Raw genomic sequence first — 20,899 nt, forward strand, 5'->3', positions numbered from 1 at the left:
TTTTTGATAAAATTTCTAATATTTTCTTTTAAATAATTAAAATAAATATTCACTTTTTAAACGGGGAATAGTATAAATTTTAATTTATTTTTGTTTACAAGATGTCGTTTTGTTTAGTATAGTTTTTTATTTTTTTTACATAAGGGGAAAGGACCGCCATTTCCCCTTATAATCCCCACGCTCGTCTAAGCATTTTTTTGAAGCAAAGCCGAAACTCACTTCGTTCAAACAGTCGTCTTTACTCCAAAAAAATCACGACACCTTTTGTATAATAGTAAAATTTAAACCGTCGGAGCATTTTTATGTGCTGACAAAACTGTCTGAGCACGATTAGTGCGAGTTTTTTGGCAGTGCATAAAAATGACGAAGACTAGCCGGGGTGCAGGGGTGCGGCGATGAGCACTTCTGCTTAAAAAAGGAATAGAAAAAAATTGTTATTTTAGTAACTTTGTGGATTGAATAAGAAACTTAAAATAGAAGTTTTTACTTAAGTATCTTATTTCGTTTTAAATTTTTAATTTTCTTGCTAAAAATTTTATGTAAAAAAATAAAAAAACTATATTAATCAAAATAACATCTTGTAATCAAAATAAATAAAAAATATTGAAATTAAAACTTTTCTTTAAATATTTTATTTCATTTTAAATTTCTAATTTTCTTGCTAAACATTGAAAATTATTATATAATTAACCCATAAAAAATAAAAAAATATATTTTGGAGGGAAAAATGAAAGAGAGAATTGTTATAACTGTTATTGGAGAAGACAAAACAGGAATTGTTGCAAATGTGTCGACAAAATTGAGTGAGCTAAAATTAAATATTATTGACATAACTCAAAAAGTTTTTGAAGATAATATTTTTGCTATGATAATGTTAGTGGAAGTTGAAAAAAATGTAGATATAAAAAAATTGCAGGAAGAATTTAAAGTTTTTGAAGGAAAAATCGGAGTAAAAGTATTTTTGCAACACGAAGAAATTTTTAAAACAATGCACAGAATATAATTTTAGAAAGAAAATTAGGAGGAAAATATGAATTTATTACCAGACGAAATACTGGAAACAATAGATATGATAGAGATGCAAAATCTTGATGTAAGAACAGTTACAATGGGAATCAGTCTATTGGACTGCATCGAAACATCGGCTGAAAAAACAGCTGAAAATATTTACAACAAAATTGTAAAAAATGGAAAAGATTTGGTAAAAATTGCAGATGAAGTGGCTAGTAAATATAATGTTCCAATCGTAAATAAAAGAGTTTCTGTTACGCCAATTGCAATAATTGGAAATGCTACAGATGCGACTGACTACACTATTTTTGCAAAAGCATTAGATAAAGCTGCAAAAGAAATTGGGATTGACTTTATCGGTGGATTTTCGGCACTTGTTGACAAAGGTTTTACTAAAGGTGATTTGAGATTAATAGAAAGTATTCCCTCTGCGCTTTCTCAAACTGACCGTGTCTGCTCTTCAGTAAATGTCGGTTCGACAAAGTCAGGAATTAATTTGGATGCCATAAAGATGATGGGAAAAACTGTAAAAGAACTGGCTAATTTATCAAAAGAAGCAGATGGACTGGCAGCGGCAAAATTTGTTGTATTCACAAACGCTGTGCCTGACAATCCTTTTATGGCTGGAGCATTTCACGGTGTAGAAAATCCTGATATTGTGCTAAACGTGGGAATAAGTGGACCTGGAGTTGTAAGACACACACTTGCAAACATTTCAAAAACTGCTAAAATCGACGAAATTACAGAGGCTATAAAAAAAGTGAGTTTTAAAATCACAAGAATGGGAGAATTGGTTGGACGAGAAGTTGCAAATAGACTTGGCGTCGAATTTGGAATAATAGATTTATCACTTGCACCAACTCCAGCGGTTGGAGATAGCGTGGGAAATGTGTTGGAAGAATTTGGCTTGGAATCTGTCGGAGCATATGGGACGACTTTTGCGCTTGCAATTTTAAACGATGCCGTTAAAAAAGGAGGGGCTATGGCTGCAACCAGAGTTGGAGGCCTAACAGGAGCATTTATTCCAGTGAGTGAAGATCAGGGAATGATAGATGCAACAAGCAAGGGTTACTTGACACTTGAAAAATTGGAAGCTATGACTTGCGTTTGTTCAGTTGGACTTGACATGATAGCAATTCCTGGAGATACAACAGAAGCGGTTATTTCTGGGATAATAGCCGATGAAATGGCAATTGGAATGGTAAACAGTAAAACTACGGCAGTGAGATTAATTCCAGTTCCAAATAAAAAAGCTGGAGACAGAGTCGTATTTGGAGGACTTTTGGGAGAAGCTGATATAATTGACATAAATAATTTGGACTGTTCAGTTTTAATAAACCGTGGTGGAAAGGTCGCACCTCCAATTCAAGCTTTAAAAAACTAATTTTTAATATGAAGGAATTTTTGAACTCCAGAATACTCATGGTATATGGAACGTTATAAAAATTAATGATTTAATTCTTTTTAACAAGGGGAAAACATCGCCTTTTCCCCTTGACCCCGCGCTAGTCTACGACATTTTTATGCACTGCCAAAAAACTCGCACTAAACGTGCTCAAACAGTTTTGTCAGCACATAAAAATGCTCCGACGGTTCAAATTTTACTACCATGCAAAAGTGTCGTGATTTTTTTGGAGTAAAGACGACTGTTTGAACGAAGTGAGTTTCGGCTTTACTTCAAAAAAATTCTTAGACGAGCGTGGGGATTATAAGGGGAAATGGCGGTCCTTTCCCCTTATGCAAAAAATAAAAAAATAATATTAAACAAAATAACATTTTGTAATCAAGAATAATTTAAAAAATTTAAAATTAAAAATCTGTCCCTAAAATTTTTAAACCATCTTAATATGTTAGTAAAGTTTGAATTTCTGATGTGTTCTTATTTTTTTATAAGTAAAAATAAAATATAAAAAAAATCTTTTTTATTAAAAAAATAAAAAAATATTTGTGTAAATCTAGTTATTTAGACTTATTTTTAGATTAATTTTTTAAAAATAAATAAAAAAGTCATATTTTTTTTAAAATTTCTTAGAAAAAGTGCTTGTTTTTTTTTTTTTTTTTGTGCTAAAATTAAAGAGTAAGATAAAGATTTTTTATAGAAAGTGAAAAAATTTTGAATTATCACTCACTCATTAAAAAAAACTATTCCTTAATTTTTTTGCTTTCAAAAAAATTTTTAAAATACAAAAAATATGTGAAAAAATTTTTGAAAGGAAATCATTATGGAAAGCAATAATTTAAAACAACTCAAAAAAGATTTAAAAGCTTTTGCCAAAAGAGTAAAAGACTTTAAATACACAGAATCAGCGCTGATTGCATTCCTTTTGACAGGAATGGTAATGCTTGGCGTTTCAAATTTAACATTTTCTGCTCAGGATGAGATAACAGCTCAGACTAAGCAAATAAATAGCTCAATAAGCGATATAAGACAGCAGTTTAAAAGAGCTAGAGCTGAAAATAATAAATTACTTAGAGATACAAATTTAGAATTAATACAGCTTATGGAACAAGGAGATCAAGTAGTAAAATCGCCTTGGAAATCATGGCAATATGGAGCCAATACGTTCTTAAATGAATGGAAAGGAACGTATAAAGGGCATGGAGACAAAACTGGAAATGTCAAATATAAAAGAAACGCTGGATTAGGTAAATACAATTACCAAGCAACAGAAGGAAAATATGGAACAACTTCAATAGGATTAAGAAATGCAATGGAAAGACCAGTAGAAATTCAAGTGGATGCTTCATTGAGAACATTGTCAATAGATAAGCCAGCACCTACTTTTGTGCCTACTACTCCTAGTGGGGGATTGCCTCCGTTTGAGCCCAGGGTTATAGCGGCACCTAATTTGCCTAAAACTCCTGATAATCCAAAAATAACAGTACTTGATCCTCCTGATTTATCGTTTAATGGAACTGGTTTTGGACAGCCATCTTCTCCAAAAACTAATCAAAGTCTATTATATGTTGAAAATTATCGTACTTATAATACAACTACGCCTGTATTTGTAACATATGGAGCTTCTAATACTAAAACTATGACAGGTGGAAGTGTTACAGTTACTAAAGATGATGGTTCAACTGGAACTACATTAGTGTCAGGAACAGGGAGTTACGATAAAAACCATCCTTATTTTATAAATGATGCAGCAGACCATTCATCTACTATAAATGGAAATTATGATATAACAAGAGCAACAGATTCAGGACCGGGAACATTATACTTTGTAAGTTTAAATCCTTACGAAGTAGGTCATAATAGTTCTTCAGATGGTGTGTATAATTTTGCAGGTAATTTAACATTGCATGGTCATAATAATCCTAGCTCTGGAAGTCTTTTATTGGGATTTGAACATCAATTATTAGCAAACAATGGTGGAGGTAGTGGGCATTTTACAAATGTTGAAAATGGAACTGTGACAAGTATTTTAAAAAATACAGGAAATATAACTTTACAAGATGGATATAATTTGGTGGGAATTCAAATAGATACAGAATATAGTTCTGGTTCAAATGGATATTTTAGAAAACAACCTCAAACAATAAACGATGGTACAATAACAATAAATTCCCAAAATAGTATAGGTATTGATTATGGTAAATATTATGATGCTTCACCTAATACAAAATTAACTGTAGGAAATATTAATGTAAATGGAAAAAATAACTACGGTTTCAGAATGAAAGCATACAATGGTGAATCTTCTAGTAGTGGTGGAACAGTTGGAATGGACTATTATGATAAAACAGATATAACAGGTGGAACAGGTAAAAAAATTACGGTTAAAGGAACAAAAAACGTTGGAGTTTCAATTGCACAAGGAACACATTCAGGAGATCCTCTATCTAGAGTAACAGGATTAAATATATTAGTTGGTGGAACAGGAAATGTTGGATTTCTAAGAAATTCTCAAGGGAATAATACAAATCATAACGTTATGAATTTAGATGCTACAAAAATGAGCAATATAGCATTTGATTCAGATGCAACAGAAAGTGCCTTGATAAGAAGTGATAAGGATGAAATAAAATTAGATCAAGATATAACAGTAGGTTCTATAGGAACTAAAAATACTTTGTTACAAGCAGGTAAACAAGGAACTGTTAGATTAGGAAGTGGAAGAACAATAACATCAACTTCTTCTGATGAATTTTATGGAATGACAGCTGGTAGTTTCCCTACTACTGGAGCAGGAACAAGTGGTGCTAAAATAATTAATGATGGGACTTTAACTATTGGTGGAAATAAAAGTATAGCTATGGCAATAGATACAGGAAATACTGGTGAACATAATGGAACTATAACTTATACAGGTAACAATGCTTCTGCCATTTTTAATAAAGGAACATTTACAGCAGCAGGTACTAGTAATACTACAATATCTGGAGATGGAAACGTAGGAATTTACAATAAAGGAACTATGCATTTAAATGGAACTGTTGGAATGATATTGAAAAATGGTTCTACAGGTATATTCAGTGATGGTGGAACAGTTACTTCAGCTCCAAACAAAGTAACAATTAGTATAGATGATACTGCTATTCCTGCAGGAACTTCAAAGGGTGTAGCTGTTTATGCTAGAAACGGTGCTATTGTCGATTTACAAGGATCAAATTTAACTGTAAAAGGTGGTGCCTCTGGTGTAGTTTCAGAAGGAGCAGGAACTAGCTTGAATTTGTCAAATTCAAAAATTGATTATGATGGTGATGGTTATGGAGTGTATAATGCAAATGGAGGAACAGTAAACTTATTAAATGCGACATTAACTTTAAGAGGGAATTCTGTAGGATTTCAAAAAGACTTAAGTGCTCCAGGTTCCATTACTACAACAGGAATGCATATAAATGTATTCTCAAATGATGCCACTGTAATGAATTTAAGAAATGCAACGGGTCCTTTAAATTTATTAGGTTTAGATAGTAATTTGGCTACGCTTGTAGGATTAGCACCAGGAAGCATTAATAATACAGATCCATTAGGAACTACATATAATGGGTATAAACTAGCTTCGATTGACGGACTTAATACGTATGAAATTAATAAAGATTTAGATAAATCGTTAGCAGTAACTGGTGCAGATGCAGATGTAGATACGTTTGTAAAAAAATTATTAGTTCAAAGGGCAATTTTAAATGTTCAAGCAGGTAAAACAGTAACAGCAAACCTAAATTCTTCAGACTTAACAGCAACAGGAATGAAAGGTGTAGTAGGACTTGATATGAGTTCAAGTAGTTCAGCAGCTTCAAATGCTGAAACACAAATAAATCTTGCTGGAGGTTCTACTGTAAATGCAGACAGAACAGACGCTGGAAACGGAGCAGTAGGATTATTTATAAACTATGGAAAAGTTCATACTGATCCATCAGCTACAATAAATGTTGAACAATTAACAACAAACCCTCATAATGACAGTGCTGTAGGTATTTATGCAGTAAATGGTTCAGATGTAAACAATGAAGGTACTGTAAATGTTGGTGGAAATAGTTCGATTGGATTATTAGGATTGGCGTATAGAGAAGATGCGACTACCGGGGCACCAAAAGTAAATGAATTTGGAGGAAAACCTGGTGAAGGAACGATTAACGTTGTAAATAAAGGTAATGTTACATTGGATGGAACTACATCTTATGGAATTTATGTGAAAAATAATAATTCAGCAGGAACAAAAGCTACTGCTACTGGAACAAATACAGGAAGTGGAGTGTTAACTTTATCCGGAGATAAGTCTATCGGAATGATAGGAGATAAAGCAACATTGACAAATGATGCAGGTGCAAAAATCAATATGACAGGACAAGAACAAGTTGGAATGTTTGCAAATAATAGTTCATCATTAATAAACAATGGAGAAATTAATTTGGCGACTTCGACAGGTTCAATTCCAAGTGTTGGAATTTACACTGATGATGTTGCTACAGATATTACGAATAATGGTAAGATTACTGGTGGAAATAAAAACTACGGTATTTTTGGTAAAACAGTAACTCATGGTTCGACTGGAGAAATTACAGTTGGAGATGAAGGTGTTGGAATTTATTCGACAGAAGGAAATATTACATTGAATTCAGGTTCTAAAATAAATGTTGGAGCGAATGAAGCAGTTGGAGTATTTACTACTGGAACAGCAGGAAGAACGATAAATGCTGATACGAATATGACAATTGGGGATTCTTCATTTGGTTATGTAATTAAAAATACAGGAACAACAAACTTAACTACAAATGGAACTGCAACATTAGGAAATGAAGCGAAATTTATTTATTCAAATAATAAAGATATAACAGTAACAAATAATGTTCCATTAACTTCAACAGGAAATAACACTTACGGAATTTATTCTGCAGGAACAGTAACAAATAATGCAGATATTGATTTTGGAAGAGGAACAGGAAGTGTAGCAGTTTATGCAATTGATGGAGGAACTGCTAGAAATGCTGCAGGAAAAACAATTACAGTAAGTGGAAGTAATTTATCAGCAACTCCAGTTCCAGAATATGGAATGGGAATGGCTACTTCTAATGGAACAATTATAAATGATGGAACAATAAAAGTGGCTCTTGATGAAGGAATTGGAATGTTTGCTTCAGGAAGTGGTTCAAAAGCAATAAATAATGGTACAATTGAATTAAGCGGAAAAAATACAAAAGGAATGTATGTTGATAATAACGCAGTAGGAGAAAACTGGGGAATTATTAAAACAGTTCCAACAGCAAATAATGATGGTATCTTAGGTGTAGTTGCCACAGGTGGTGGAGTAATTAAAAACTATGGACAAATTATTGTAGATGGACCTAATAATAAAGCTGGATATCTTGGTTCTACAGGAACTTTCTCAAATGAAACTAGTGGAGGTACAACAGGAACTGTTACAAATACTGGTGGAGCCGAAGGAGTTGTAAGAAAATCTGGAAGTCCTACAGGTAAAACAGTAGCAGGAATAGAAATTATAGCACCAGCAGGAGCAACTTCAGCTACAATTAAAATAAATGGTTCAGTTGTAACACCAACTTATGTTGACACAAATGCAAAAACTAGTACACCAAGTACAGTATCAGTTACTTCTCCAAGTGGAGCAACAACAATTGTTGATTTAGGAGCAACTGGTTTAGGAAGTATTCCAACAAATGAACAAGTTGGTTCATTAGGAATGTACATTGATACATCAGGAGTAAACTACACACATCCAATTGTAGGAGTTAATAATCTTAAAGGATTACAAAAAGTTGACTTGTTATTTGGTAATGAAGCAGCTAGATACACTGGCAGTAAAGTAATTGAAGTTGGTAGCAACATAATTGATCCGTATAATTCAATGATTTTAAGTATGGCAACTGCAGGAACTGGAACTAAATTTGCATTAAGTGCTGGAAGTTTGACATGGTTTGCAACTGCAACACAAAATTTATCAACAGGTGCTTTAGGAAAAGTTTATCTAGTTAAAATACCTTATACAGCTTTCGCTCAAGATAAAAATACATACAATTTCTTGGATGGATTAGAACAAAGATACGGAGTAGAAACTAGCGGAAGAGAAAAAGATTTATTCAATAAATTGAATGATTTAGGAAAAGGAGAAGCTCACATTTTAGCACAAGCAATTGATGAAATGAAAGGTCATCAATATGGAAATGTGCAACAAAGAATTAATGAAACTGGAAATGTGTTAGACAAAGAATTTAATTATTTGCAAAGTGAATGGAGAAATCCTACTAAAAATAATAATAAAATTAAAGTATTTGGTATAAGAAATGAATATAATACTGATTCTGCTGGAATTTATGATTACACAAGTAATGCGACTGGAGTAGCTTATGTTCATGAAAATGAAACAGTTAAACTTGGAAATAAATCAGGATGGTATGCAGGAGCTGTAAATAATTATTACAAACTTAAAGATATAAGTAGATCAAGAGAAAACCAAACTATGTTAAAAGCTGGAATCTTTAAAACAATGTCGCCATATATGGATCATAACGGTTCATTACAATGGACAATTGCTGGAGATGTATTCGCAGGTAAAAATGAAATGAAACGTAGATTCTGGATTGTAGATGATACTTTTGATGCAAAATCTGATTATTATTCATATGGAGCTGCGTTCAAAACAGATTTAGGATACGATATCAGAACATCTGAAAGAACTCATTTGAGACCTTACGGAGCATTAAAAATGGAATATGGAAGATTTACTGACATTAAAGAAGACGAAGGACAAGTTAGATTGGAAGTAGATGGAAACAATTACTTCTCAGTTAAACCAGAAGTTGGATTAGAATTCAAATACGTTCAACCAGTAGCAGTTAAATCACAATTATCAGTTGGATTAACAGCTGCTTACGAAAATGAATTAGGAAAAGTAAACAGAACAAACAAAGCAAGAGTAAGATACACAAATGCTGATTGGTATGAATTGAGAAGCGAAAAAGAAGACAGAAGAGGAAACGGTAAATTCGACTTTAATTTAGGTATAGACAACACTAGATTCGGAGTAACTGTAAATGCAGGATACGACACTAAAGGCAACAATGTAAGAGGTGGACTAGGACTTAGATTAATTTACTAGAAGACTAGTTACCGTAATAAAAATGGTTTAAATTATTAGTCATAATATAAAACAAAGAAATAACTCTTTTTAGATTTAAAAAATCTATATTAGAGTTATTTTTTTTTAAAAAAGTATTGACTTTAAAGAAAAATGGGGTATAACAATAGTGTTAACAATATGTAAACAATAAAGTTTATTGAAAACAAAATATATTATAAAAATTTAGGAGGAATTAACTATGAGTAAAGTAAGTGAAATCACAAGAGAAAGCTGGATTTTATCGACATTCCCTGAATGGGGAACTTGGTTGAATGAAGAAATTGAAAATGAAGTAGTTCCTGAAGGAAACTTCGCTATGTGGTGGTTAGGTTGCGTTGGTGTCTGGATTAAAACTCCAGGGGGAGCAAATATCTGTATGGACTTATGGTGTGGAAGAGGAAAAAACACTAAAAAAGTTAAAGATATGGTAAGAGGACATCAAATGGCCAATATGGCAGGAGTTAGAAAATTACAGCCAAACTTAAGAGCTCAACCAATGGTATTAGATCCATTTGCAATCAATGAATTGGACTACGTGTTAGTATCTCACTATCACAGTGATCACATCGACCCTAATATAGCGGCAGCAGTTATAAACAATCCTAAATTAAATCACGTTAAATTTGTAGGTCCTTGGCACTGTGCTAGAATTTGGAAAGAATGGGGAGTGCCTGAAGACAGGATTATTACAGTAAAACCAGGAGATACAGTTGAAATAAAGGACGTTAAAATTCACGCATTGGATTCATTTGATAAAACTTGCTTAGTTACACTGCCTGTTGAAGGCGCTGAAGAACAAGGTGGGGAATTACACGGATTATGTCCATCTGATGAAGAAATGGGAAGAAAAGCAGTTAATTATGTATTTGAAACTCCTGGCGGAACAATTTATCATGGTGCAGATTCACATTATTCAATTAATTTTGCAAAACACGGAAAACAATTTGATATAGATGTTGCATTAAACAACTATGGAGAAAACCCAGTTGGTATTGCCGATAAAATGACTTCAGTTGATTTACTAAGAATGGCTGAATGCTTGAGAACAAATGTTATTATTCCTGTTCACTACGATATTTGGACAAACTTTATGGCAAGTACAGATGAAATTTTGGCTTTGTGGAGAATGAGAAAAGATAGACTTCAATATAAATTCCATCCGTTTATTTGGGAAGTTGGAGGAAAATACGTTTACCCACAGGATAAAAACTTAATCGAATACCATCATCCAAGAGGATTTGATGATTGCTTTGAACATGAACCAAACGTTCAATTTAAATCAATACTATAATTAAGTGAGTTAAGTAAAATAAGTCCTTATGGTTAGTCTATTAACTGATAAATTTAGCAAAAACTCTGATCATAAGGATATTTTCTAATTAGATGGTTTTATATAAAACAGATATAAAGCGAAAGGATGAAAGTTATGAATATACTTTATACTATAGGAACATTTTTTGCCAATAATATTTTGACAAAACCACAGTTCTTTGTTGGGTTATTGGTATTTGTTGGATATTTATTTTTAGGGAAAAAAATATATGAAGCTGTTGGTGGATTTATAAAGGGAACAGTTGGATATATGATATTAAATGTTGGTGCAGCAGGGCTAGTTGTAACATTTAGACCTATCTTAGCGGCATTAAAAACAAAATTTAATCTGGATGCAGCGGTAATCGATCCGTATTTCGGATTACAGGCAGTAACAGAAGGATTGAAAAAACACAATTTAATTGATAATACAATGATGGTATTATTAATCGGATTTATAGTAAATATTATTTTAGTTTTATTAAGAAAATTTACAAAATTGAGAACATTGTTTATAACAGGTCATATTATGCAGCAACAAGCATCAACAGCATTATGGATTGCAGTGGTAAGTTTTGTTCTGACAAATAAAGCTAATCCTGGATTGGCAGTTCTTTTAGCAGGAATTTTTGCAGGAGTTTACTGGTCAGTAGCAACAAACTTGACAGTTGAACCTACTCAAAGATTGACAGGAAATGCGGGATTTGCAATAGGACACCAACAAATGTTCGCAATTTGGTTTGTAGATAAAATAGCTCCCAAAATTGGAAATCCTAAGAAAAAATTAGATGATATTAAATTGCCAAAATGGTTGTCAATATTACACGATGATATTATTTCTACAGGATTGATTATGATTATATTTTTTGGTGCAATTATGTTATTATTAGGACCAGATTTCTTTACAGCAAAATTAGGAAAATGTGTAGTTGAAGCAGGAAAACAAATTTGTCCAATCAAAAATCCTAATGGAGTTTCTCCTAATCCTATGGTTAGCGCATTTGATGGAAAAAAAGAATGGTTTGGAACATATGTAATTTCAACAACATTAGCATTTGCAGTTTATTTAACAATATTAAAAACAGGAGTTAGAATGTTCGTATCTGAACTAACTACATCGTTCCAAGGTATTTCAAATAAAATATTGCCTGGTTCTTTTCCAGCAGTTGACTGTGCGGCATCTTATGGATTTGGATCTCCAAGTGCAGTATTATTTGGTTTCTTAGCAGGATTGATTGCTCAATTTATATCAATTGCAGGATTACTAATATTCAAATCACCAGTATTTATTATAACAGGATTCGTTCCAGTGTTCTTTGATAACGCAACAATAGCTGTTTATGCAGAAAAACGTGGAGGAGCTAGAGCGGCATTGATTTTATCAGCATTGTCAGGATTTTTACAAGTAGTACTAGGTGCTGTAGCAGTTTCAATCTTCCAAATGAAAGGTTTAGGAGGATGGCATGGAAACATTGACCAAAGTACAATTTGGTTGGTACAAGGCGGATTTATGAAATATTTAGGATACATCGGATATGCAATAGTAATTATTACAATGTTAATTATTCCTCAATTACAATTTAAAAAAGCAAAAGATGCAGATACATATTTTGAAGGATTAGTTCAATTGGAAGATGAAGATTGCTAAAAAATTTAAAGATTTAAATAATGTAAGAAAAAGTTAAAAATAATAAAAAATATAAGAAAAGAGAATAAAATAATAAAGTATATTTCGTAGAAGGAATAAAAATTTTAAGAAGGAGAAGTGAGTTAAATGAAAGTATTAGCAGTGTGTGGAAGTGGAATGGGAACAAGTATGATTATGAAATTAAAAGTAAGTCAATTATTTCAAAAGTTAGGAGTGCAGGCTGATGTAAATTCTTGTAGTTTAGGTGAAGCAAAATCAGGACTTTCAAACTACGATTTAGTTTTGGCGTCAACTCATATTGTACCCGAATTAAAAGCAGGACCAAAAACAAAAATAATCGGACTTCAAAATTTACTTGACAACAAAGAATTGGAAGCAAAATTAAAAGAAAACGGAATTGTATAAAATGTGAGCTGTCTTAAAGTAAATTTTAAGGCAGCTTTTAGCTAAAAAATAAATTTAGTTTTTATAAATTATTTTGGAGGAAAAACTATGACTTTAAAAGAATCATTGAAAGAAAATAATTCAGTTGTGCTAAAACAGAAAGCTGATACTTGGCAAGAAGCCATAAAAATTTGCATGGCTCCGTTAGTGAAAAGTGGAGCAGTAAAATCAGACTATGTGGATGCGATTATTAAAAGAACTAAAGAATTAGGGCCTTTTTATATACTTGCACCAGGACTAGCAATGCCACACGAAAGACCAGAATGTGGGGTAACAAAAAATTCATTTAGCTTTATAACTTTAGAAGAACCAGTAGTTTTTGATGATGGACAACAAGTAGATATACTAATAGGACTTGCTGCTGAAAATGCAGATGTTCACAACGGGGAAGCCATTCCACAAATCGTTATGCTTTTTGAAGAAGAAGACATATTTGATAAAATTAGAGCAGCAGAAAAATCGGAAGATATTTACAAAATCATTGATAATGCTGTAAATTCTTGATTTTAAATAAAAATTTATAAAAATTATGGATTAATACAAAAATATATATTATATAAATGACCCAGAATAACGATTATTAATTTCAAAAATACGAGGAGGAAATTATTATGGCAAGACCATTATTACAAGTGGCATTGGACCATTCAGACTTAAAAGGAGCAATAAAAGCGGCAGTTTCAGTAGGAGATGTAGTTGATGTTATTGAAGCTGGGACTGTTTGTCTGTTGCAAGTTGGAAGTGAATTAGTGGAAGTTTTAAGAAATTTATTTCCAGAAAAAACAATAGTTGCAGACACAAAATGTGCTGATGCAGGTGGGACAGTTGCTAAAAATAATGCTGAAAAAGGAGCTGACTGGATGACTTGTATTTGCTGTGCAACAATTCCTACGATGAAAGCAGCTTTGAAAGCAATAAAAGAAGTAAGAGGCGACAAAGGTGAAATTCAAGTTGAACTGTATGGAGACTGGACTTACGAACAAGCACAGCAATGGCTAGATGCAGGAATTAGTCAAGCTATTTATCATCAAAGTAGAGATGCACTACTTGCAGGAGAAACTTGGGGAGAAAAAGATTTGAACAAAGTAAAAAAATTAATTGAAATGGGATTTCGAGTTTCAGTAACAGGAGGATTAAGTACTGATACATTAAAATTGTTTAAAGGAGTAGATGTATTTACATTTATTGCAGGAAGAGGAATTACTGAAGCAAAAGATCCAGCGGCAGCAGCTCAAGCGTTTAAAGATGAAATTGCTAGAATTTGGGGATAATTTTTTTGATGATGAATCGGAATGTTTGGACTGTTAATTTTAAAAATTAATCAGTAGTTATTTGAATGTAAAAGAAAAATAGTTCACGTTATGTTTTATTTTACAAAAGAAAAAATTTGAAAATAAATGAGGATAATATGAGAGATTTAGATAAGTTAAATTTAGGAATTTATGAAAAAGCACTTCCAAAAGATATTGACTGGATTGAAAGAATAAAATTGGTAAAAGAGTGCGGATATGATTTTGTGGAAATTTCTATTGACGAAACTGATGAAAGACTTGCAAGACTTGACTGGTCAGACGAAAAAATAAATAGAATTCATAAGGCACTGATTGATACTGGTGTCAGAATCCCTTCGATGTGTTTTAGCGGGCACAGAAGATTTCCAATGGGAAGTATAAATCCAAAAACTCGTGAAAAAGCGATGGAATTGATGAAAAAAGCGATAATTTTTTCAGATAAAATGGGAATTAGAACGATTCAAATGGCAGGATACGATGTTTATTACGAGCCAGACGGACAAACTGGAAGTGAAAAGACGAAGAAATATTTTATTGAAAACTTGAAAAAAGCGACTGAATGGGCAGCTTCTTATAATGTAACCTTGTCAATTGAAATAATGGACCATCCATTTATCAATTCGATTACAAAATATATGGAATTTGATAAAACAATAAATTCACCTTGGTTAAAGGTGTATCCTGATGTTGGAAATTTGACTGCATGGCCGGAAAATGATACTTTGCACGAGTTGGAATTGGGGATGAAAGAGGCGGTTATTACAGGTATTCATTTGAAAGATACATTAGCTGTAACTGATACATTTCCTGGAAAATTTAAGGAAGTTCCATTTGGAGAAGGGTGCGTTGACTTTCCAAAGGTGTTTGCGAAATTGAAAGAGTTGAATTATAAAGGTCCGTTTTTGATTGAAATGTGGACTGAAAAATCAGATGATCCGATTGCTGAAGTGAAAAAGGCGAAAGAATGGATGTTAGACAAGATGAAACAAGGAGGATTTATCTAATGTTGGAAAAATTAAAAGAAAAAGTGTTCAAGGCAAATCTAGAGTTGCCCAAACATGGATTAGTGTTATTTACTTGGGGAAATGTTAGTGCTATTGACAGGGAAAAAGGGCTAGTAGTAATTAAACCAAGCGGTGTTGATTATGAGACAATGAAAGCAGAAGATATGGTTGTAGTAGATTTGGATGGAAATGTAGTAGAAGGAGACTTAAATCCATCATCAGACACTCCAACTCACTTGGAATTTTATAAAGCGTTCCCAAATATTGGTGGAGTTGTTCACACACATTCGACAAATGCTGTGATATGGGCTCAAGCAGGTAGAGATATTCCAGCATACGGAACTACTCACGGAGATTATTTTTATGGACCAATTCCATGTACCAGAAAGATGACGCCTAAAGAAATAGCTGGAGAATACGAAAAAGAAACTGGTACAGTTGTAATTGAAACGTTTAGAAAAAGAAATATTGATCCTGACATGGTTCCAGCGGTATTAGTGCAAAGTCATGGACCGTTTACTTGGGGAAAAGATGCTAAAGAAGCGGTTCATAATTCGGTAGTACTTGAAGAATTATCAAAAATGGCATTGTTTACTGAGAAAGTAAATAAAGATGTAGATTCTATGCAACAAGAATTACTTGATAAACATTTCTTGAGAAAACATGGAGCCAATGCTTATTATGGACAAAAGAAAAAATGAGTTTAATAAAATTTGAATTTTTGTAAATTTTGTTGTATTATATTTGTATAATAAAAATTAAGGCGGAGATATGGACGATAAACAGGATATAAGAACAAATCCTAATCTTGTTGAAGCATTAGGCTACTATATAAAAAACAAAAGATTACAAAAAAATATTGGTCTTCGAGAAATGGCGGATATGTTAAATATAAGTCCTGCCTACTTATCAAAACTTGAAGCTGGAAAGCATACTATGACCAATCCACTTTTATTAAAAAAAATTTCAAAAGTTTTAGAAGTTGACCATTTAAAGTTGTACAAAATAATAGGCTATACGGATAAAGATGTTTTGGAATTAAAGGAAGAATTGATTAATGAAATAGTTGAAGAATATGCCAATAAAGAAATTGGAGGAATAGTAAAGGATTTATTAAAACTTTCGAGTAACAAAATTTTGCGTGTCAGACAGTTTATAGAAAAAATAAAATAAGGAATTTTTACATTCCTTATTTTTAAATTTCTTCTTTCAATTTTTTTAACAAAGCCTGACAGCCTTTTGTAACATCAACAAATGTTTTCTCAAAGTCTCCCGTAAACCAAGGGTCAGCAATATCACGAGTCTCTCCAGCATATTCCAGAAGTCTTTTAACTTCCCCTGTTTTTCTTCCATTTATAAACGAATTAATGTCCTTTATATTATTTTCATCCATTCCAATGATATAGTCAGAATCCAAATCCGAATCTTCGAGAGTCCGAGAGTATATTCCAGCAGTTGAAATTCCCTCTTTTTTCAATCTTTCACGAGTCCCGTGATGAACAGGATTTCCGTGTTCCCAAGAACTTGTTGCTGCAGAATCAACGATGATTTTATCTTGTAAATTCTCATCTGCAACCATTTTTTTTAAGACAGCTTCAGCCATCGGAGAACGGCATATATTTCCAAGACAGACAAATAATACTTTTTTCATTTTTTGACTCCTTCTATTTTTAGGTTTTTCTCAAAAAAATCAAATTTCCAGTTTTAAGATTATAAATTTAAAAAATAAAAAATAAGATTAATTGTTGTAAGTTTCACAACGGTTCAACCAGCCTCTAAGCCATCTTTGCTCATTTTTTGCACCGGAATTTTTTACTCTTCTTTCAAGCACAGATTTTGCCGACTGACTAAATTCTTCAAGTGCAGCTCTTCCAGTTTGAGAACCTTTCATATTTTCCAAAACTTGCAGTAGTCCCCAGCCTTGTCCATTGTAAGTTTCTGATGGCAAAATTCCTTCACCTTTGAAATTTACATAATCAATTAGTGGATATAAGCCATTTGGCGAGTTTGCAACACGGTAAAATTGTTTTTTGACATTTTCTTTATTTTTTGCAACTTTTAACATTTTTTCCAGTGAATCTTCCAGACGGTTGAAAATAAACTCAATTTGTGTATCCTGCGTGTTGTAAAGAAAATTAATCAGTTCGGTAATTTCTGGATTATTATTCTGTTTTAATTTCAAAAATTCTTCTCGGCTTTTCCAAGGTGCAAATTTGTTATCTTTAATAATTTTTGGTAATTCAATATTTTTAGATTTATAAAATTCCACAAGTGGCGGAAAACTTTCTTCAAATTTACCTTTTTCACCTTTTTTATACCAAATAAAATGTCCTATCCCAAGTGACGGGAAATTCTCTCCGCTATTCCAAACAACTAAATCATTCTTTTTCCCAGCAGCTTCATTTTGAAAAATTCTTTTTGCTACACGGTTAAGTTCTTCTTTTGAAATTGATAATTTCGGTCTTTCACTCAAGTTTTGAGAATTGTCATTTTCGTTAGTACTAATATTTTTATTTTGATTCAAAGTACTTGATTTTTTAACAACTTTATTTGTATTTTCTTTTTTTGTTTTTGACAATCTTTTGGAAAATCCAAAAGATGTCAAGGAAGCTATTAGTGCTCCAAGTAAAATAATTGTTTTTATTTTTTTTGATTTCATAAGTTTTCTCCTTTTTTTAGTAATTTTATCATATTTTTAGGATTTTATAAAGCAATTGTTTTTTTTGTTATTTAATTTAAAAAATGATATAATTTCATTAATCCTTTTTAGGAAGGAAGTGTTTGTTAAATGAGCCATAATTTCTGGATTAAATTTTTGATATTGGTAATGTTACATATCATTATCATTTTAATTGGAGAATTCTGGAAATAAGAAAAAAGAGAGTTTTACTGACCGGTTAAACTCTCTTTTTTTACTTTGTGTTTGCGTTATGAGCCTTTTACATATTGTTATTATATCACGAAGTGTATAAAAATTCAATATACATATTTAAAAATAACTTCAAATTTCTAAATTTTTGTGATATGATTTTGATAAGAAAAAAAGTTAAAAGGAGCAAAAAAAATGGAAAGAATAGCAAGTTTTACAGTAAACCATAAAAAATTAAACAGAGGAATCTATGTGTCAAGAATTGACGAAATTAACGGAAATTACATCACAACTTTTGATGTTAGAATGAAATTGCCCAACAGAGAGCCCGTAATAAATATCGCAGAACTTCACACAATGGAACATTTAGGAGCGACATTTTTAAGAAATCATCCAACTTGGAAAGATGAAGTTGTGTATTTCGGGCCAATGGGTTGTAGAACTGGATTTTATGTAATTTTGAAAGGAAAATTAGAATCAAAGGACATTGTTGATTTAATGAAGGAACTTTACAAATTTATGGCAGAATTTAAAGGTGAAATCCCAGGAGCGACTGCAATTGAATGTGGAAACTATTTAGATCAAAACTTGGCGATGGCTAATTTTGAGGCTAAGAAGTATTTGGAGGAAACGCTGGAGAATTTGGGAGAAGAAAACTTAAATTATCCTGAGTAAAAAACACTATGACCATTTTTAAGAAGTATTTAAAAATAAGGTGGTAAAAGGATGGAAGAATTAAATACATTTGAAAAAACTTTACCAGATAAATTGGATTTTCTAATTAAATTGAAGCAATTCGTACGTTTAGAAAAAAATAGTTTGGAAAAAATTAGTTTAGCAGTTATTTTTTTAGAATTAATGCAGAAAAATGGAAAAAGTGCAGAAATAAAAAAGATTAATGGACTTGAATATGTTTATGAAAATTTAACAGGATATTATTTTTTAGTTAGCTCAAAAAAAGTAAGCGATTGTTATGATTATATTATAAAAATTTTTCATGAAAAGTTATTTCCAAATGGAGTAATTGATAAAATAATAGAAAATTATTCATCTTATGGCTGTATAAAAGAAAGAGCAGAATATTTGTTGAGTAGATGGATAAAATTTGGGAAATTAGATTTTTATGTTTCATTATTGGATTGTGAAAATATAAATTTAAAAATGGAAAAATTAAAAGTTGAAAATAAATGGAAATTAATTATATATGAAAATATAAAAACTTCATACATTAAAGATTATTATTTGGCTACAGAAGAAGCACTGTATTGTGATATTTTTTTGGAAAAATTAAAAATAGAACCTTTGTATGATAAAATTCAATACAATGAATTTTTGAAAAATATATCTCCTTTATTGAAAAAGGAATTATTAGATACAGCTGAAAATTATGAAATTGAAATATTAGTTGATAAATATCCTGTTACAAATAATAAAATGCAATTTTTAGATGATGAAATGGATATTTATATTACTAAAAATGATTCAAATATGCATCCTTTGGAAAGTTATCCTGAAATATATTTTAGAGATACAGTGAATTCTTGGAAAAAATGTGAAATTATGAAAAGTCGAAAGCAAAAAATATATATTCTAAAATATAGAGCTTAATGAGGAAAAATGGAAAAAATTGCCAGAATTTCAGATGATGCCTGAAATAGAGCATAAAAATGTATTTCCACCTGTTTTTAAAAAAGTAGAAAATAACATTTTCGATATAGTTTATATTCCTAGAGAATGGGATGATGATGACTGCGGATTTAGTGTATCAGAAGAATTATTAAAGAAAATGATAGGATTGGGGTATGATGTTGAAATTATAAGTAATAAGGATAGATTTTTTAATACCCATTCACCATATAAATTAAAAACGGAAAAAGATATTTTATGGATTTATGATTATGAAAATAATTGGTATATATTGCCACTACTAGATTTTGATACATTAGAACGAAAAGTTATAGATGGAGAAGTTGTGACGTATGCAACTACTTCTGTACAAGTATATCATGAAAAATATTGTCCAGATGGAAAGTTGTATTTTCAAAAATCAGAGATAAAAAATTATGGAATAAGTGATGCGATTCATTTGGGATTTGGTGAGTGGGTTGTTAATGAATATCAAAAGCTGATTGAAAGTTATAAAAGTAAAATTTAAGTATCTAAATTAACAAGGAGGAAAAATGCCTTACATTTTAAAAGAAGAAAATATCGAAGAATTTTTGAGAAAATCAGAAATGGATGAATTTGAAGAAGAGGATTTTGGAGAATTTTATCCTGATGATTACAAAATGGTTGATAAAAGTGGAATGTTTGAGGATTTTAGGTTTAAATTAGTTGTTTTGGAAAGTTTACTTGGGAAAAATGCGAGTTTTGTTGATGAATTTAAAGAATTTACTAAAAAATTAGAAGAAAAATATGATGATTATGTTTTTGAAATTGGAAATTTTATTAATCCTGTTATAATTGAACCAATTTTAAAATTTTTGGAAAATGTAGAATTGACAGAAGAAGATTTAGAAAAAGTAGATGAAATTTGTATTGGTGGTGGACTTGAAATTTATGGTATTCTTTGTCCAAATTGGGATGGAGAAGATGAATTATTTGAAATAAAAAGTGTAAAAGGATTTGAAAAATTGAAAAATTTGAAAAAAGTAATTTTTATCTCTTGTTGTGATGAGGAATTGCTAGATGAATTTAGAGAAAGTGGAATTGAAGTTGAATAAAATTAAATTTAA

17 protein-coding genes are annotated in these 20,899 nt (G+C 31.3%); 15 read left to right on the plus strand and 2 right to left on the minus strand.

The window, feature by feature from the left end:
• Nucleotides 1-727 precede the first annotated feature (727 nt).
• The 11 genes from AXF11_RS06720 to AXF11_RS06770 all read left to right on the plus strand — a co-directional run bounded on the left by AXF11_RS06720 (nt 728) and on the right by AXF11_RS06770 (nt 16,468).
• Nucleotides 728-1,003, plus strand: coding sequence for an ACT domain-containing protein (locus tag AXF11_RS06720; protein ID WP_068156222.1), 276 nt, complete (start codon nt 728-730; stop codon nt 1,001-1,003).
• Nucleotides 1,004-1,030: 27 nt separating this feature from the next.
• Complete coding sequence (locus tag AXF11_RS06725; RefSeq protein WP_068156224.1) at nt 1,031-2,395, plus strand: PFL family protein; 1,365 nt, start codon at nt 1,031-1,033, stop codon at nt 2,393-2,395.
• Nucleotides 2,396-3,233: 838 nt separating this feature from the next.
• Nucleotides 3,234-9,575: an autotransporter-associated N-terminal domain-containing protein gene (locus tag AXF11_RS06730; RefSeq protein ID WP_068156226.1), complete on the plus strand. Its 6,342-nt coding sequence runs from the start codon at nt 3,234-3,236 to the stop codon at nt 9,573-9,575.
• A gap of 220 nt (nt 9,576-9,795) precedes the next feature.
• Complete coding sequence (gene ulaG, locus AXF11_RS06735) at nt 9,796-10,887, plus strand: L-ascorbate 6-phosphate lactonase (protein ID WP_068156229.1); 1,092 nt, start codon at nt 9,796-9,798, stop codon at nt 10,885-10,887.
• A gap of 135 nt (nt 10,888-11,022) precedes the next feature.
• The gene (locus tag AXF11_RS06740) at nt 11,023-12,555 is read left to right on the plus strand and encodes a PTS ascorbate transporter subunit IIC (protein WP_068156231.1); all 1,533 of its coding nucleotides are present in this window, start codon (nt 11,023-11,025) and stop codon (nt 12,553-12,555) included.
• A 126-nt stretch (nt 12,556-12,681) separates the two neighbouring features.
• Complete coding sequence (locus tag AXF11_RS06745) at nt 12,682-12,960, plus strand: PTS sugar transporter subunit IIB (protein WP_068156234.1); 279 nt, start codon at nt 12,682-12,684, stop codon at nt 12,958-12,960.
• Between the two features lie 87 nt (nt 12,961-13,047).
• Nucleotides 13,048-13,503 (plus strand): PTS sugar transporter subunit IIA, encoded by a 456-nt coding sequence (locus tag AXF11_RS06750; RefSeq protein WP_068156236.1) that lies wholly within the window; start codon nt 13,048-13,050, stop codon nt 13,501-13,503.
• A gap of 107 nt (nt 13,504-13,610) precedes the next feature.
• Complete coding sequence (locus AXF11_RS06755) at nt 13,611-14,270, plus strand: 3-keto-L-gulonate-6-phosphate decarboxylase UlaD (RefSeq protein WP_068156238.1); 660 nt, start codon at nt 13,611-13,613, stop codon at nt 14,268-14,270.
• A 137-nt stretch (nt 14,271-14,407) separates the two neighbouring features.
• Nucleotides 14,408-15,295 carry an L-ribulose-5-phosphate 3-epimerase gene (locus AXF11_RS06760; protein ID WP_068156240.1) on the plus strand — a complete coding sequence of 296 codons (888 nt, stop codon included), beginning with the start codon at nt 14,408-14,410 and terminating at the stop codon, nt 15,293-15,295.
• Nucleotides 15,295-15,996, plus strand: a complete 702-nt coding sequence (gene araD, locus AXF11_RS06765) for an L-ribulose-5-phosphate 4-epimerase (protein WP_068156242.1) — start codon at nt 15,295-15,297, stop codon at nt 15,994-15,996. Before AXF11_RS06760 ends, araD begins: the two co-directional genes overlap by 1 nt.
• A gap of 70 nt (nt 15,997-16,066) precedes the next feature.
• Nucleotides 16,067-16,468, plus strand: coding sequence for a helix-turn-helix domain-containing protein (locus tag AXF11_RS06770; protein WP_068156245.1), 402 nt, complete (start codon nt 16,067-16,069; stop codon nt 16,466-16,468).
• Nucleotides 16,469-16,490: 22 nt separating this feature from the next.
• On the opposite strand, the gene AXF11_RS06775 is transcribed toward AXF11_RS06770, so the two are convergent.
• Both AXF11_RS06775 and AXF11_RS06780 read right to left on the minus strand, forming a co-directional pair.
• Entirely contained in the window at nt 16,491-16,946 is a 456-nt protein-coding gene (locus AXF11_RS06775; protein WP_068156248.1) for a low molecular weight protein-tyrosine-phosphatase, read from the minus strand.
• An 87-nt stretch (nt 16,947-17,033) separates the two neighbouring features.
• On the minus strand, nt 17,034-17,954 hold the full coding sequence (locus tag AXF11_RS06780; RefSeq protein ID WP_068156251.1) for a hypothetical protein: 921 nt from the start codon (nt 17,952-17,954) through the stop codon (nt 17,034-17,036).
• Nucleotides 17,955-18,359: 405 nt separating this feature from the next.
• On the opposite strand from AXF11_RS06780, the gene AXF11_RS06785 reads away from it, so the two are divergent.
• From AXF11_RS06785 to AXF11_RS06800, 4 genes are read left to right on the plus strand one after another with little or no spacing between them, the layout of a single operon-like run.
• Nucleotides 18,360-18,839: an S-ribosylhomocysteine lyase gene (locus tag AXF11_RS06785; RefSeq protein WP_068156254.1), complete on the plus strand. Its 480-nt coding sequence runs from the start codon at nt 18,360-18,362 to the stop codon at nt 18,837-18,839.
• Nucleotides 18,840-18,890: 51 nt separating this feature from the next.
• The gene (locus AXF11_RS06790; RefSeq protein ID WP_068156256.1) at nt 18,891-19,772 is read left to right on the plus strand and encodes a hypothetical protein; all 882 of its coding nucleotides are present in this window, start codon (nt 18,891-18,893) and stop codon (nt 19,770-19,772) included.
• A gap of 19 nt (nt 19,773-19,791) precedes the next feature.
• A complete protein-coding gene (locus AXF11_RS06795; RefSeq protein ID WP_068156259.1) occupies nt 19,792-20,319 on the plus strand; it encodes a hypothetical protein in 528 nt (175 codons plus the stop codon).
• A gap of 25 nt (nt 20,320-20,344) precedes the next feature.
• Nucleotides 20,345-20,887 (plus strand): DUF6892 domain-containing protein, encoded by a 543-nt coding sequence (locus AXF11_RS06800; protein WP_068156261.1) that lies wholly within the window; start codon nt 20,345-20,347, stop codon nt 20,885-20,887.
• Nucleotides 20,888-20,899: the final 12 nt, after the last annotated feature.

Source organism: Leptotrichia sp. oral taxon 847, assembly GCF_001553645.1.
GTDB lineage: Bacteria > Fusobacteriota > Fusobacteriia > Fusobacteriales > Leptotrichiaceae > Leptotrichia.

What these genes read in the sequence shown, in the direction of transcription:
- AXF11_RS06720 (WP_068156222.1), top strand. Translation starts at nt 728, where the DNA reads ATGAAAGAGAGAATTGTTATAACTGTTATTGGAGAAGACAAAACAGGA.
- AXF11_RS06725 (WP_068156224.1), top strand. Translation starts at nt 1,031, where the DNA reads ATGAATTTATTACCAGACGAAATACTGGAAACAATAGATATGATAGAG.
- AXF11_RS06730 (WP_068156226.1), top strand. Translation starts at nt 3,234, where the DNA reads ATGGAAAGCAATAATTTAAAACAACTCAAAAAAGATTTAAAAGCTTTT.
- ulaG (WP_068156229.1), top strand. Translation starts at nt 9,796, where the DNA reads ATGAGTAAAGTAAGTGAAATCACAAGAGAAAGCTGGATTTTATCGACA.
- AXF11_RS06740 (WP_068156231.1), top strand. Translation starts at nt 11,023, where the DNA reads ATGAATATACTTTATACTATAGGAACATTTTTTGCCAATAATATTTTG.
- AXF11_RS06745 (WP_068156234.1), top strand. Translation starts at nt 12,682, where the DNA reads ATGAAAGTATTAGCAGTGTGTGGAAGTGGAATGGGAACAAGTATGATT.
- AXF11_RS06750 (WP_068156236.1), top strand. Translation starts at nt 13,048, where the DNA reads ATGACTTTAAAAGAATCATTGAAAGAAAATAATTCAGTTGTGCTAAAA.
- AXF11_RS06755 (WP_068156238.1), top strand. Translation starts at nt 13,611, where the DNA reads ATGGCAAGACCATTATTACAAGTGGCATTGGACCATTCAGACTTAAAA.
- AXF11_RS06760 (WP_068156240.1), top strand. Translation starts at nt 14,408, where the DNA reads ATGAGAGATTTAGATAAGTTAAATTTAGGAATTTATGAAAAAGCACTT.
- araD (WP_068156242.1), top strand. Translation starts at nt 15,295, where the DNA reads ATGTTGGAAAAATTAAAAGAAAAAGTGTTCAAGGCAAATCTAGAGTTG.
- AXF11_RS06770 (WP_068156245.1), top strand. Translation starts at nt 16,067, where the DNA reads ATGGACGATAAACAGGATATAAGAACAAATCCTAATCTTGTTGAAGCA.
- AXF11_RS06775 (WP_068156248.1), bottom strand. Translation starts at nt 16,946, where the DNA reads ATGAAAAAAGTATTATTTGTCTGTCTTGGAAATATATGCCGTTCTCCG.
- AXF11_RS06780 (WP_068156251.1), bottom strand. Translation starts at nt 17,954, where the DNA reads ATGAAATCAAAAAAAATAAAAACAATTATTTTACTTGGAGCACTAATA.
- AXF11_RS06785 (WP_068156254.1), top strand. Translation starts at nt 18,360, where the DNA reads ATGGAAAGAATAGCAAGTTTTACAGTAAACCATAAAAAATTAAACAGA.
- AXF11_RS06790 (WP_068156256.1), top strand. Translation starts at nt 18,891, where the DNA reads ATGGAAGAATTAAATACATTTGAAAAAACTTTACCAGATAAATTGGAT.
- AXF11_RS06800 (WP_068156261.1), top strand. Translation starts at nt 20,345, where the DNA reads ATGCCTTACATTTTAAAAGAAGAAAATATCGAAGAATTTTTGAGAAAA.